Raw genomic sequence first — 14,181 nt, 5'->3', positions numbered from 1 at the left:
TTTGCAAAAAATCACCCTTTATACCCTGCAAAATAGGGGATTAACGGAACATATGTCCGTCCGCCCCTTAAAAATGACGTATTTGCCTGAAATAACGGAATGTATGTCCGCGACATGAGCTACGAGCCGCGAACGACTTTCAAGCTACTCTTCCTCTTCAATATAGTTAACAAGTGTATCGAGCGCGACTTGTTCATCTTCCCCTTCTGCGGAAATCGTGACTTCCTTCCCACGTCCAACCGCTAAGCTCATCAACCCCATGATACTTTTCGCGTTGACTTTCTTCCCATCTTTTTCGATAAATACATTTGCATTAAAACGGTTCGCTTCTTGTACAAATAATGCAGCAGGTCGTGCTTGTAAACCAGATTTCCTTTTTACAACAACTGCTTTTTCCACCATGCCTTTCCCTCCTCATAAAATAAAGAAAAATTGCCCACATTAAAAAAAAGTGAAACGCTTACAACTTTATCATAAGAGATGGAGCAGACTACACAGTCTCTCCAGCTCTTAACTTTTCTGCAAACTCATCTATTTTCCGTAACCGGTGGTTCACACCTGACTTACTCACTTTCCCACTTTGAACCATTTCACCTAACTCTTTTAAGGTGACATCCTGATGTTTCACACGTAATTCAGCAATTTCCTGCAACTTATCCGGAAGGGCATGAAGCCCAATTTCCTCTTCAATAAAACGAATGTTCTCCACTTGTCGCATAGCTGCGCCTACCGTTTTATTTAAATTGGCCGTCTCACAATTAACGAGTCGATTCACTGAGTTGCGCATATCTTTTACGATTCGGACATCTTCAAAATGAAATAGTGCTTGATTGGCGCCTATCAAACTAAGAAATTCACTAATCTTTTCTCCTTCTTTTAAATAAAGAATATGCCCCTTTTTTCTTTCTAAACTTTTCGCATTTAAATCATACTTATTTAAAAGCTTGCTTAAAGCAAGGTTATGTTCTTCGTAAAGAGAATAGATTTCTAAATGATATGACGATGTTTCTGGGTGACTAACAGAACCACCTGCTAAAAAGGCCCCTCGCATGTAGGAACGTTCACAACAATCATTATTGACGAGATCTTCTGAAATATCCCTTCGCAATGTAAGTGGACCTTCAATAATTTTTAGTTCTTCAAGTACGTCACGAGCACCATTTGATAAACGAACGACATACACGTTGTTTTTCTTTAAGCGCATTTTTTTTCGCACTAAAAGCTCAACATGTAGATTGAACTTTTTCTTTATTAATGTATAAATTCGCCTCGCAATCGCAGCGTTTTCTGTACTAACATCGAGAATCAATTGGCGATTGCCAAATGAAATCGTACCATTCATTCGAATAAGAGCAGAAAGTTCTGCATTGACACAACAATCATCAAGCTCTAGTTGTGTCAGTTCTTTTTTTGTTTCAGAAGCGAATGACACGAGCCCCACCTCCTTTTACTCTTTCATTACTACTGGCTCGTTGTCATGTGATGACGTAGATTACAGACGTGATAGTAATTGCTGTGATACTTTTATCGCATCATGACGTAAATGTTTATCGTCAAAATAAAGTAAATCATCAGCGACGATGTGGACACCGAGGGATGCTAATTTCGCTTCGTCATACATGACAGCCTCTGCCCCTTCACTGGCATAACGCTCTGCATAAGAATAAGGGATCATTTGTTGGCTTACTACCACATCATCAATCACATTAGGACTGCTATGATTATAAATCGCCTGAAGATGGTCTTCTGCAGAATAACCATCTGTTTCACCAGGTTGTGTCATAACGTTACATACGTACACTTTCCTTGCCTTTGCTTGCTCCAATGCTTCTGAAAAACCTGGAACAATCAAGTTCGGTAAGATACTCGTGTACAAGCTTCCTGGTCCAACCACAATCAAATCGGCCTCTTCAATCGCCGTTAGTGATTCTTGAAGTGGTTCAATATCCTCTGGTGTAATGAATACACGGCGAATTTTCTTTCCAATCTCGGGAATTTCCGCTTCACCATGAACAATTTGCCCGTCTTCATATTCCGCATGTAAATCGACACTCTGATTAACTGCAGGAATCACTTTCCCTCGAACATTTAATACTTTACTTAACTCTTTAACGCCATGAGCAAAATCACCTGTAATCGACGTCATACCGGCAAGTAGTATGTTTCCGACAGAATGCCCAGTTAAGCCTGTTCCGCTTGAAAAACGATGTTGGAACAACTCCTCCACGAGTGGCTCAATTTCAGCTAAGGAAATGAGCACATTTCGCACATCTCCTGGTGGCGGTATGTTCAATTCTTTTCGCAATCGCCCTGAACTTCCCCCGTTATCTGCTACAGTAACGATCGCTGTTATATCTACTGGGAACGTCTTTAGCCCACGTAACAAAACGGAAAGACCTGTTCCTCCCCCAATAACGACAATTTTAGCTTGCTTCATGATTCTCGTTTACCTCGTTCGATATCACGGTGTATCGCAAACGTCTCGTAACCTTCTTCCCGTAGGTGACGACTAAAATATTCTGTAAGCGTAACAGAACGGTGCTTTCCACCTGTACATCCAATAGCAATCACGAGTTGACTTTTTCCTTCACGCTTATATTGAGGGAGTATAAATAACAATAAGTTCCAAAGCTTTTCGATAAACTGATTCGTTTCCGTCCATTTCAATACATATGAAGATACTTCTTCATCCAACCCTGTCTTTGGACGCATATGATCTACGTAGTGAGGGTTAGGTAGGAAACGAACATCAAAAGCGAGATCTGCATCAATCGGTAAACCATGTTTATAACCGAAAGACATCAATTGGATTGTAAAGGCGTCTTTATCCGGAGAGGAAAATCGCTTAATAATCGCATCCCTTAAGTCTAAAGGCTTCAAATCCGTCGTATCAATAATCATTTGCGCTTGGCCTTTTAACTCATCAAGCATTTCACGTTCTGCTTGAATGCCATCCAACGGTGAACCATCCAATGCAAGTGGATGAGAACGTCTCGTTTCTTTATAGCGTTGAACGAGTTTTGTATCCTTCGCATCTAGAAACACAATATGAGGTGTCACATTGATTTCAGTGCCAATTTGGTCAATTGATTCAAATAAATCATCAAAGAATTCACGCCCTCGAAGGTCAATGACGAGCGCGACTTTATTCATTTTCCCTCCCGAACTAGATATCAGGTCGATAAACTTCGGGATAAGTGCAGGTGGAAGGTTATCCACACAAAAATAGCCTAAATCTTCAAAACTTTGCACAGCAACAGTTTTACCTGCCCCTGACATTCCTGTGATAATGACGACTTCCATCTCTTTTCTAGGTTGATGATTTTCTTGTTCCATCAATAATCGCCTACCTTTTTCTACGCGTCGTAATATTCATTGGATGATAACGTTGACGGAGGGTCGAGACGATACGATAACAACTCATAGTCACTTGAATAACGAAAACTGCCGTACAAAGGTCCTTCTTTCGTTAACATATGTTGAAGTATATGGTAATCCCCTGCTGCCATTGGTAGATCAAGAACATCGTCATTCGATGTCCAGGCCAACTTTCCTTCAGGAGATTCACTTAGCATCTCGCCTTCATAAGAAGAGGCAACAAACGTAAAAAGCATCCACTCATCGATGACTTCTCCATCCTCTTCAATAACCACTGTAAAAACACCACGTAATTGAGGTGATGAAATCGTATATCCTGTCTCTTCATAAAATTCTCGAACAACCGATTCTTTGACTGACTCTCCAGGCTCCATTTTCCCCCCTGGAACGACCCACCAGCCACGGCTCGGCTTTTGTAAAGTAAGTACATGTTGTTCATCTACTAACATACAATTTGTTACTCGCTGCATTAGTTGTCACCTCAACTCTATACACTCCAGTTTACGATCAAAACACACATTTGTGTATTAAATGATTGGTACCATTTAATTAAATCTTTTCGTTAGACTTCTTGTATAAAACTCTTTTCATTTAAAAGCAACAAACTTTTAGAAACTAGCCTTTTTATTAAACCAATAACCTTCTATATATTATACACTATACAATCATTATCGAACAATTAAGGGTAACTGGGAAGGTCAGAAAATTTTAACAAAATCTGACACACAGTTAACCACTTCACCCTTAACGCTCTTACATGCCGCTTAAAGTTTAGAACCCCTGAACAGTGGCGCAATCACAATCCATCTCCCCCTATCAATAGTGATAGCTATTCTCACGATAAAAGTGCGTATCTTCGTTTAGCGGATAAAAAAAGAGCACGGGATGATCCCGTGCCGTCAAAGGTATATAAAAAAAAGGGGGTCAATTACTTAATTCCTATTGTAACGATGAATTATTTCACAGCCATTACAGATGAGTTAATATCCAATAACGATTTTTCTATCCTCGTTAAAACATTGATTTTTAGAGGGCCGGGCTTTTAACGCTGTTTAACTTTTTATTGGAACAGACTTACTTTTTTATATGAAACAGCCTTAATCGTAAAAAGAGGTTCATCGTCAGTACGATCAACCTCTTTATCACACACATCTTTAAGCTTCGGATGCTTCAAGTTCTTCTTTTAAATTTTCAATGTAATGTTGAGCGGTTTGTGCAGCAATACTTCCATCACCTGTCGCGGTAACAATTTGGCGAAGGGTCTTTTCACGAATGTCTCCCGCTGCGAAAATACCTGAAATTTTCGTCTCCATTTCATCGTTCGTTTCAACATATCCATCTTCGTTTGTAATGCCAAGGTTAAGAAATGGTTCGTTAATTGGCAACATGCCAATATAGATGAAAACACCATCGGTTTTAAATTCACGCTCAGAGCCATCTTCTTTATTCACCAGTGTCACACTACCGACTTTTCCGTTGCCACCATCATTAATCTCTTTGACAGTATGACTCCAAATAAAGTCGATTTTGTCGTTTGCAAACGCACGATCTTGCAATATTTTTTGCGCGCGCAGCTCATCGCGACGGTGTACAACCGTAACTTTACTTGCAAATTTCGTTAAGAAAACCGCTTCTTCAACCGCAGAGTCTCCGCCACCAACAACGACGAGTTCTTTATCTTTAAAGAACGCACCGTCACAGACAGCACAATAAGAAACACCACGCCCCCCTAGTTCTTTTTCACCAGGAACACCAAGTTCTTTATATTTTGCACCTGTTGTAATAATAACAGCTCGGCCTTTAAATTCACCATTTCCTGTCACAATCGTCTTGTACTCTTTTCCATCAACGATCTCTTTCACATCACCATAAGCATATTCGGCACCGAATTTCTTGGCGTGTGAAAACATCTTGTTGGACAAATCTGGCCCAAGAATACTTTCATACCCTGGATAGTTCTCAACATCTTCCGTGTTAGCCATTTGTCCCCCTGGCATACCTCTTTCAATCATAACTGTTGATAAATTCGCTCTTGAAGTATATACCGCGGCCGTCATCCCAGCTGGACCTGCTCCAATAATAATGACATCATAAATCGTTTCTTGTCCCTTTGTCATGATTCCACTCCCCTAAATTGGTAAAAATAGTATTTTTCCTGTTTAACTCATCTATATCGTAATGAAAAAAACATTTAATGTCCAAAATCTTGCTTACAAACGTCCACTCTTGTTCTAGCTTGATCTGTAGGTAAGGCAATCATACCTCACGAGGCTTATTTCACAGATAATAAAATACGTCCCTTGTAGAAGTTCGCCACGAACCTCCCAATTTATTTAAGCATTCCTCAATATAGTCTCGGTTGACTTCATCCAATTGCCACGCTTTACCCCAAAGTTTTTCCGCGGTCTGTTTATCTTCTATTAGCCAACTAACTAGCGCAGCCTGATGATAGAAGGTCGGTCTTTTACGGAAATAACTTTTCTTCATTAACTTCTGATAATGATGGTGCGCTTCACGATACGCACCAATATGAAAATTCGTTCTTGCTAATATATAGCGATGTTCATGATCCACTGGACGGATCATGTTCAATTGTTGGCGATACTGACTTGCTTCTTCTCTTCCTTGCAAATGATAAAAAACAGCCAACTGACAACGCGCAAGAAAGTTTGTTTCATCTTTTATGATTACATCTTGAACGATCTGAATCGCCCGCTCATGATCGCCGCCGTGATAAACGGCTTCAGCAAGGAGTGCATACGTGTCCCAGTCACTAGAGTTTTCTTGTAGTAATGCAATAAAGTGCTTTTCCGCTTCTAAAAAATATCCTCGTTCTAAGTTCAACATCGCCTGTTCATATACACTGTCATTTTTCGGCTGCAAGTCTTCATCTGAAGAAGCTTTTTGCTCCCCTTCAAGCATTTCTAGCAGCCAATTAGCATCATCGGCATACTCGCCGGCAGGTTCTCGTTGTAAATATTGTTTTAACCGTACGATCGCATCTTCTTTATGACCAAGGTAGGCTAGATTATTAGCCATAAAAAAATAGCACTCATTCATATTAGGATCGACGTCCGCGAGCACTTTTTTCAACCATTCATTTGCATGGTCATATTCACCTTTGTCTGCCAATACAATCGCTAATTGACACATGAAAATCGGTTCATGCGGTTCAGCATCAATGGCTTTTTGAATGTATGTTAACGCTTTGTCCACCTGTTGATTTTGATAAGCTTCAATACCTTTTTTATAAAAATACGCACCGTCTTTCAAAAATGGAATCACGTTGTCCCATTTTTGTTTCGGTTCTTCATTATGTGTCATCGTTTCCTCCCATCCTGTTTCTCTTAGGAAGTATAACACGGGGGCATATGTGATACAATTTCGGATATTGTGTTGACCATGCGAAGGAGTGAAAGACGTCTCCTGCAGAAAAAGCAACGTCTCCGAAGGTAAAGGCTGACGTATCGAACATCAGCCTTTCATTGGTTCTATGATTATTGAGTAGACGTTTTCGTTGAATGACGTTCATGAAGACGATTGAGAACATCATCAAGCGGAAGCTTTTGTTCACGAAGTAATACAAGAAGATGGTAAAGAAGGTCAGCCGTTTCCCATGTTAACTCTTCTTTATCATAATCTTTGGCGGCAATAATCACTTCCGAAGCTTCTTCTCCGACTTTCTTTAAAATTTTATCGACGCCTTTTTCAAACAAATACGTCGTATAAGCACCTTCAGGTCGCTCTGCCTCCCGTTTTGCAATCACTTGTTCCAGTTCTTGGATGATTGCAAAACGATCTGAATCGGCTTGTGAACCTTGTTTGTTAGCACTTTGAAAACAGCTGTATGCCCCTGTATGACAAGCAGGGCCAGTCGGTTCTACAAGCACAACAAGCGCATCTTGGTCACAATCGAGTCGAATGTCGACAACCCGTTGCGTATTCCCACTCGTTTCACCTTTATGCCATAACTCTTGCCTTGAGCGACTATAAAACCACGTTTCTTTCGTTTCGATTGTTTTTTCAAGCGACGTTTTATTCATGTAGGCAAGTGTGAGTACTTCTTTACTTACTGCGTCCTGAACAATAGCCGGTAACAACCCTTGTTCGTCAAAGTGGAGTGCTTCCCAATCGATCGTTAAGCTCATCGGATATCGACTCCTTTTTGTTTTAAAAACCGTTTCACTTCTTCAATAGACGTCTCTTTGTAATGAAAAATCGACGCAGCCAGCGCGGCGTCTGCATTCGCATCAGTAAACACGTCGTAAAAATCCTCTTTTGACCCTGCTCCCCCTGAAGCGATGACAGGGACAGATACATTTTCACCTACATACTTCGTCAAGGCTGTCGCAAAACCTGTTTTTTCACCATCTTGATCCATACTTGTGAGCAAGATTTCCCCCGCGCCACGACGAACGACTTCTTGTGCCCATTCAACAACTTCCCAATCAGTTGGCGTCCTGCCACCATGCGTATAAATCCGCCACGACTTGAGATCATCGTCCCATTTTGCATCGATAGCAACGACGATACATTGGCTGCCAAAAAAGTCGGCACCTTCAGATACAAGTTCCGGGCGTTTGACTGCTGCTGTATTTAAAGACACTTTGTCAGCACCTGCTCGTAAAATACGCTTCATGTCTTCAAGTGAATTGATCCCTCCTCCAACAGTAAACGGGATCGCTAATTCACCTGCGACTTGTTTAACGACATCTACCATCGTTTCGCGGCCTTCATGAGAGGCAGAAATATCAAGAAACACGAGTTCATCGGCGCCTTGCTCATCATAAACCGCCGCTAACTCTACAGGGTCTCCCGCATCGCGAAGTTCGAGAAACTGAATGCCTTTTACGACCCTACCTTCTTTTACGTCTAAACATGGAACGATCCGTTTCGTTAACACAGTTATTCTACCTCCCTAAGCGCATCAGACAAAGAAAACTGATCGGTGTATAATGCTTTTCCAACAATCGCACCTGCAACACCGACCGATTGCTTCGCATTCAGTTCTTTTAAATCAGAAAGCTGACTCACCCCACCTGAAGCAATCACTTCTTTACCCGTTACTTCAGCAAGACGTGCGATTGCCTCAACGTTCGGACCGCTAAGCATGCCATCGCGGGAAATATCTGTTGTGATAAATACTTCCGCCCCGTGTTTGACAAGCTCTTCACCTAGTGTTTCTGCACGGACTTCAGATGTCTCTAACCAACCTTCTGTTGCCACAAAACCATCTCGAGCATCGATCCCGATTGCGACACGCTCACCACCGAAGCGAGCGAGCATCGCTTTTACAAAATCCGGATCAGACACCGCAGAGCTACCGAGGATAATCCGGTCAACACCGTTTTCTAAATAACGAGCGGCATCTTCTTCTGTCCGAATACCTCCACCGACTTGAACACGAACAGGCAAGTTTTTAGCAACATCCAGTACATACGCATCATTGACAGGTTTTCCTTCTTTCGCCCCGTCTAAATCGACGAGATGAATCCAAGAAGCCCCTTCGTCAACAAATCGCTCCGCCATTGCTTGTGGCGAATCACCATACACCGTCTCACGATCATAATCTCCTTGCATCAATCGTACACACTTTCCGCCACGAATATCGATCGCTGGATATACATTAAACACGTCCGCTTCCCTCCTCAACTGCCTTAGCAAAGTTTTTCAACATACGCATTCCGATATCACTACTCTTTTCAGGGTGAAACTGTGTTCCCCACACGTTTTCACGTCCGATGACGGCAGGGACAAGGACGTCATATTCAGCAGAAGCAATCAGCACATCTTCTTCTACGCTTGCAACATAAGAGTGCACGAAATAGACGTGACCAGGTTCAACTTCTTGTAACATCGGATGATCTTCCTTGTGGTAACGCAATAAATTCCATCCCATATGTGGCACTTTGTAAGTGGTGCCCTCACTCGTCTCACCTGAAAAACGATAGACATGGCCCGGCAATAAACAAAGACCGGTCGTATGTCCATGTTCTTCACTTCTTTCCAACAATAATTGCATCCCTAGGCATATCCCGAGTAATGGTCGTCCGTCATTGGCCCATGTTTTTAGCATGTTGGTTAAGCCTTGGCGGTCTAATTCTTTCATGGCATCTGGAAAGGCACCGACTCCAGGCAAGATGAGTCCATCGCTTTTGGCAACTAGCTCTTCGGCATCTCCGGAGATGAAATAATGATGACCGAGGCGCTCTAGAGCTCTACTGACACTGTGCAAGTTGCCCATGCCATAATCGACGACACCGATCATTTATAACATTCCTTTCGTGGATGGGATGCCTTTGACGTTTGGGTCGATGCTTGTCGCTTCGTTCAATGCCCGTCCGAGTGCTTTGAAAATCGCTTCGATGATATGGTGGGTATTATGTCCGTAATGGACGTTTACGTGTAAATTGATTCGTGCTTCAACAGCTAGCTTCCAAAGAAACTCGTGGACGAGCTCTGTGTCAAATGTGCCAACTTTTGCTTGTGGTAGTTCGGCACGAAATTCCAAATGTGGGCGATTACTAATATCGACGACGACGTGCGCGAGCACATCATCCATCGGAACGAACGCATCACCATAGCGACGGATTCCTTTTTTATCGCCGACCGCTTCGAGGAGCGCTTGACCGAGTACGATGCCGATATCTTCAGTCGTATGGTGGTCATCAACATCTGTGTCTCCGTTCGCTTGAATATTGACGTCAAACTGTCCATGCTTTGTGAATAAGTCAAGCATGTGCGTTAAAAACGGTACGCCTGTATCTATCGTCGCCTCACCAGTTCCGTCGATGTCCAATTGCAAATCAATTTCTGTTTCATTTGTATAACGTTGTTTTGTTGCATTTCGTTCACTCATCTTGATCCCCCAATCTTTTTTCGACAGCACGTGCGTGTGCATCTAAACCTTCAAGGCGCGCAAAACGTGCGATCGCCTCTCCGTTATTTTGTATCGCTTCTTGGCTATAAGAAATGACACTCGATTTTTTCGTGAAATCCTCTACATTTAATGGACTTGAGAAACGGGCCGTTCCATTTGTCGGTAACACGTGGTTCGGCCCTGCAAAATAATCACCGACTGGCTCTGAACTATGTTCACCGAGAAAAATCGCACCTGCGTGGCGAATCGAGCCGAGCTCTTTCATCGGGTCATTAGTCATAATTTCCAAATGTTCAGGTGCGAGTGTATTGACGGTATCGATGGCTTCTTGCCACGTTGATGTAACATAAGCAGCACCGTAATTTTTGATCGATGCTTCAGCAACGTCTCGGCGTGGTAACGTTTCTAGTTGGCGGTCGACTTCTTCTGCCACTTCTTCTGCTAGTCGCTTCGATGATGTGACGAGGACCGCTGATGACATTGGGTCGTGTTCAGCTTGACTTAAAAGATCAGCAGCAATATATGTAGGCTTCGCTGATTCATCGGCTAACACGACGATTTCACTTGGTCCTGCGATCATATCGATATCGACAGTGCCAAAGACAGCACGCTTTGCTAAGGCAACAAATATGTTTCCGGGGCCGACAATTTTGTCGACAGGATCGATCGTCTCCGTGCCATAAGCCAGAGCGCCAATCGCTTGTGCACCACCGATTTTATAAATTTCCTTTACACCAAGTTCTGCTGCTGTGACAAGAACCGAATCGGCTAAGCATCCCTTTTCATCAGGCGGGGAGACCATCGCAATGCGTTCAACGCCTGCGACTTGTGCAGGAATGACGTTCATTAAAATCGAAGATGGATAAATCGCCGTTCCACCCGGGACATATACACCTGCTGCATCAAGTGGGGTCACTTTTTGCCCAAGTAATGTCCCATCTTGCTTTGTCGTAAACCACGACTGTTGTACTTGTCGCTCGTGAAAGTCACGAAGGTTTGCGATCGCATCGCGAATGATTTGGAGATCGGCTGTTGCAAAGTTTTCATAGGCGCGTTCGACTTCTTCACCACTCACTTGGACAGGTGATGGACGAACACCATCAAACTTGTCCGTATAGTCCGCGACTGCTTTATCTCCTCGCTTTTGCACATCTTGTAAAATCGATTGAACAGCTTGCCATTGTTCATCTGTCCCTTCATCGACAGAACGTTTCAAAGTCACTTGGTCATCAACTTGAACAACTTTTAACCGGCTCATTCCGAGGTCTCCTCCTTTGCGATCACAGGCTCTAACCTTGTGACCATCTCATCAATCGCCGCTGCTTTCATACGGTAACTGACTGGATTGACGATGAGACGGGATGTGATCGTCATCATTTCCTCAGTTTCGACTAATCCGTTTTCCTTCAATGTCTGACCTGTTGACACGATATCGACAATGCGATCTGCAAGGCCGACAAGTGGCGCTAGTTCGATCGAGCCGTTTAACTTAATCATTTCTACTTGCTCGCCTTGTGCACGGAAATAACTCGAAGCTAAGTTCGGATACTTCGTCGCCACTTTCGGAGCGATGTCCTTCTTACGTTCATAACCAGGCAGAGCCGCTACCGCCATATAACAAGCACTAATTTGTAAATCTAATAATTCATACACATCACGTTCTTCTTCAATCAACACGTCTTTTCCTGCTACACCAACGTCACAAACACCATGTTCAACATAAGTTGGCACATCCATTGGCTTGGCTAAAATAAAACGCATTCCCGCACTTTCCGATTCGATAATCAGTTTTCGTGACTCTTCAAATTCGGGTGGAAGATCATATCCAGCAAGCCTTAGTAATTCAACCGCTTCATCAAAAATACGTCCTTTTGGCATCGCAATCGTTAACCATTCATTATTCACTTGAGCCACCCCCGTTCGTTCCAATCAAATACTCAACCTTTGGATACGCTTGGGAAAACGCATCAACATCAGCAATCCCTGCAATATCTTGTAAAACCACCGTTTCTCCATTTTCTCGAAGACGCTTCGCTTCTCGAACTGCCTCTGCTCTTCGCTCATGGCTGAAAATGAGACACGTAGATTGCTCTTGTTCAACTTCAGCTGACCCTAACGCTTCCACTAGTAAATCGAGACGTAAGCCAAAGCCTGTTGCTGCCTCTTGTTGATCGAACCGGCGCAACAGTTCATCATAGCGGCCTCCACTTCCTATTGGGTAGCCAAGATTTGAACTATACGCTTCAAAAACAACACCTGTGTAGTAACTCATATGCATCAGTAAATTTAAGTCAAAACGGACGTTTTCCTCGACACCGAAAGAGGTTAAAACATCGGATAGCTGCACCAAGTCATCAAGTGCCTGTCGTGCTTCTTCAGTTTCCGCGATTCCATAAGCTTCATCTAAAACTTCTCGTCCGCCGCGAAGTTTTAGTAACTTTTCGAGTCGACGTTTATCAATCGAAGATAAGGAAAGCGACTCGACATGACGACGGAAGCCAACGTAATTTTTTTCATATAAATAACGTTTTAAAACTTCTGCCCGTTCTTCGCTCCCAAGAATATCGATGAGTAATGCATGAACGAACGCGACATTCCCGATCGCAACTTGTACGTCTTGCAGTTCAATGCGGTTCATTGCCGAGAGCATTAACGCTATCACTTCACCGTCTGCACTTACCGTTTCGTCTCCGATTAATTCAACGCCCACTTGTTCGAATTCCGCTGTTTTTCCACCTTCACGCTGTTGTGCACGAAACACATTTGCATCATATGTTAAACGAACTGGACGTTGTTTTTCTTTCAACGTTGATGCTGCAATGCGCGCAATCGGTGCTGTCATGTCTGGACGAAGAACAAGGGGATGACCTTGTTGGTCTAACAATTTGAAAAGTTGTTGCTCTAATATTGCTGACGCATAACCAACTGTATCAAAATATTCTAATGTCGGGGTTTCAATCGGTTCATACCCCCACTGACGCATTTCAGTACTAGTCTTTTTACGAATGCTTTCTTTTACACGATATAAATTCGGCAGTGTATCGCGCATTCCTGTTGGTTTTTCAAACATTAAAGGTTTTACCATTTATGCCACCTCACTCTGTAAATTCAAATAAAGGCTTCTCAAAGGTCATAGAAACGAAGAACAGCGATCCTTCGCACTCCGTTACTTTAGTTCGCTAACGTGATAATATAATAAAGAACTTTAAATAGTAGTCTACCTTTGTTCCCGTTTACCGTCAACCGAAAACTTTCAATCAATTCACTCTTTTTTCGTTACCTATAATTGTAAACGGTTCCGAGGGTGTTTTCAGCTAATAACCACCCAGTGGAAGAAGATACACTTCTCAGCTTAGTTTTTTCGGAAAGCTCGGACTCTTTTCCTCTTCAATTGTTCGGATACTCCTTGGGTTCGGACAGATCCACTACTTTTCTCCCCTTTTTGTCCGAATTCACCTCTTATTCGGACAGTTACACTACTTTTTCTTCCCTTTCTGTCCGAATAACCCTCTTATTCGGACAGTTACGCTGCTTTTCCCCCTCTTTCTGTACGAATATCCCTCTTATTCGGACAGTTACGCTGCTTTTTCTACTCTTTCTGTCCGAATTCACCTCTTATTCGGACAGTTACGCTGCTTTTTCTACTCTTTCTGTCCGAATAACCCTCTTATTCGGACAGTTACGCTGCTTTTCCCCCTCTTTCTGTCCGAATATCCCTCTTATTCGGACAGTTACGCTGCTTTTCCCCCTCTTTCTGTCCGAATAACCCTCTTATTCGGACAGTTACGCTGCTTTTCCCCCTCTTTCTGTCCGAATAACCCTCTTATTCGGACAGTTACGCTGCATTTCCCCCTCTTTCTGTCCGAATTCACTTCTTATTCGGACAGACCCACTACTTTTTCTCCCCTTTCTGTCCGAAACTC

At 42.9% G+C, this 14,181-nt stretch carries 15 protein-coding genes; all 15 read right to left on the bottom strand.

Going from position 1 to position 14,181, the window contains the following annotated elements:
• Nucleotides 1–144: 144 nt before the first annotated feature.
• The 15 genes from HNQ41_RS08045 to HNQ41_RS07975 all read right to left on the bottom strand — a co-directional run bounded on the left by HNQ41_RS08045 (nucleotide 145) and on the right by HNQ41_RS07975 (nucleotide 13,343).
• Entirely contained in the window at nucleotides 145–402 is a 258-nt protein-coding gene (locus HNQ41_RS08045) for an HPr family phosphocarrier protein (protein ID WP_184663899.1), read from the bottom strand.
• A gap of 88 nt (nucleotides 403–490) precedes the next feature.
• Nucleotides 491–1,432, bottom strand: a complete 942-nt coding sequence (gene whiA, locus HNQ41_RS08040) for a DNA-binding protein WhiA (RefSeq protein ID WP_184663898.1) — start codon at nucleotides 1,430–1,432, stop codon at nucleotides 491–493.
• Nucleotides 1,433–1,492: 60 nt separating this feature from the next.
• A complete protein-coding gene (locus HNQ41_RS08035; RefSeq protein WP_184663897.1) occupies nucleotides 1,493–2,437 on the bottom strand; it encodes a gluconeogenesis factor YvcK family protein in 945 nt (314 codons plus the stop codon).
• Nucleotides 2,434–3,336: an RNase adapter RapZ gene (gene rapZ / locus HNQ41_RS08030; RefSeq protein ID WP_184663896.1), complete on the bottom strand. Its 903-nt coding sequence runs from the start codon at nucleotides 3,334–3,336 to the stop codon at nucleotides 2,434–2,436. The genes HNQ41_RS08035 and rapZ overlap by 4 nt, the downstream gene beginning before the upstream one ends.
• A gap of 20 nt (nucleotides 3,337–3,356) precedes the next feature.
• Nucleotides 3,357–3,848 carry an 8-oxo-dGTP diphosphatase gene (locus HNQ41_RS08025; RefSeq protein ID WP_184663895.1) on the bottom strand — a complete coding sequence of 164 codons (492 nt, stop codon included), beginning with the start codon at nucleotides 3,846–3,848 and terminating at the stop codon, nucleotides 3,357–3,359.
• Nucleotides 3,849–4,532: 684 nt separating this feature from the next.
• Complete coding sequence (gene trxB, locus HNQ41_RS08020; RefSeq protein ID WP_184663894.1) at nucleotides 4,533–5,495, bottom strand: thioredoxin-disulfide reductase; 963 nt, start codon at nucleotides 5,493–5,495, stop codon at nucleotides 4,533–4,535.
• A 160-nt stretch (nucleotides 5,496–5,655) separates the two neighbouring features.
• Complete coding sequence (locus tag HNQ41_RS08015; RefSeq protein ID WP_184663893.1) at nucleotides 5,656–6,702, bottom strand: tetratricopeptide repeat protein; 1,047 nt, start codon at nucleotides 6,700–6,702, stop codon at nucleotides 5,656–5,658.
• Between the two features lie 173 nt (nucleotides 6,703–6,875).
• Nucleotides 6,876–7,526 carry a bifunctional phosphoribosyl-AMP cyclohydrolase/phosphoribosyl-ATP diphosphatase HisIE gene (gene hisIE, locus HNQ41_RS08010; protein ID WP_184663892.1) on the bottom strand — a complete coding sequence of 217 codons (651 nt, stop codon included), beginning with the start codon at nucleotides 7,524–7,526 and terminating at the stop codon, nucleotides 6,876–6,878.
• On the bottom strand, nucleotides 7,523–8,281 hold the full coding sequence (gene hisF, locus HNQ41_RS08005) for an imidazole glycerol phosphate synthase subunit HisF (protein ID WP_184663891.1): 759 nt from the start codon (nucleotides 8,279–8,281) through the stop codon (nucleotides 7,523–7,525). The genes hisIE and hisF overlap by 4 nt, the downstream gene beginning before the upstream one ends.
• Nucleotides 8,282–8,283: 2 nt before the next feature.
• A complete protein-coding gene (gene hisA, locus HNQ41_RS08000; RefSeq protein WP_184663890.1) occupies nucleotides 8,284–9,012 on the bottom strand; it encodes a 1-(5-phosphoribosyl)-5-[(5-phosphoribosylamino)methylideneamino]imidazole-4-carboxamide isomerase in 729 nt (242 codons plus the stop codon).
• Nucleotides 9,005–9,646 (bottom strand): imidazole glycerol phosphate synthase subunit HisH, encoded by a 642-nt coding sequence (hisH, locus tag HNQ41_RS07995; protein ID WP_184663889.1) that lies wholly within the window; start codon nucleotides 9,644–9,646, stop codon nucleotides 9,005–9,007. The genes hisA and hisH overlap by 8 nt, the downstream gene beginning before the upstream one ends.
• Entirely contained in the window at nucleotides 9,647–10,237 is a 591-nt protein-coding gene (gene hisB / locus HNQ41_RS07990; RefSeq protein ID WP_184663888.1) for an imidazoleglycerol-phosphate dehydratase HisB, read from the bottom strand.
• Nucleotides 10,230–11,516 (bottom strand): histidinol dehydrogenase, encoded by a 1,287-nt coding sequence (gene hisD / locus HNQ41_RS07985; RefSeq protein WP_184663887.1) that lies wholly within the window; start codon nucleotides 11,514–11,516, stop codon nucleotides 10,230–10,232. Before hisD ends, hisB begins: the two co-directional genes overlap by 8 nt.
• The gene (gene hisG / locus HNQ41_RS07980; RefSeq protein WP_184664011.1) at nucleotides 11,513–12,136 is read right to left on the bottom strand and encodes an ATP phosphoribosyltransferase; all 624 of its coding nucleotides are present in this window, start codon (nucleotides 12,134–12,136) and stop codon (nucleotides 11,513–11,515) included. Before hisG ends, hisD begins: the two co-directional genes overlap by 4 nt.
• A 19-nt stretch (nucleotides 12,137–12,155) precedes the next feature.
• Nucleotides 12,156–13,343, bottom strand: a complete 1,188-nt coding sequence (locus HNQ41_RS07975) for an ATP phosphoribosyltransferase regulatory subunit (protein WP_184663886.1) — start codon at nucleotides 13,341–13,343, stop codon at nucleotides 12,156–12,158.
• Nucleotides 13,344–14,181: the final 838 nt, after the last annotated feature.

The sequence above is a fragment of the Texcoconibacillus texcoconensis genome, from assembly GCF_014202575.1.
GTDB lineage: Bacteria > Bacillota > Bacilli > Bacillales > Salisediminibacteriaceae > Texcoconibacillus > Texcoconibacillus texcoconensis.
The sequence above is the reverse complement of the archived record's forward strand: the minus strand, read 5'-3'. Positions and strand labels throughout refer to the sequence as shown.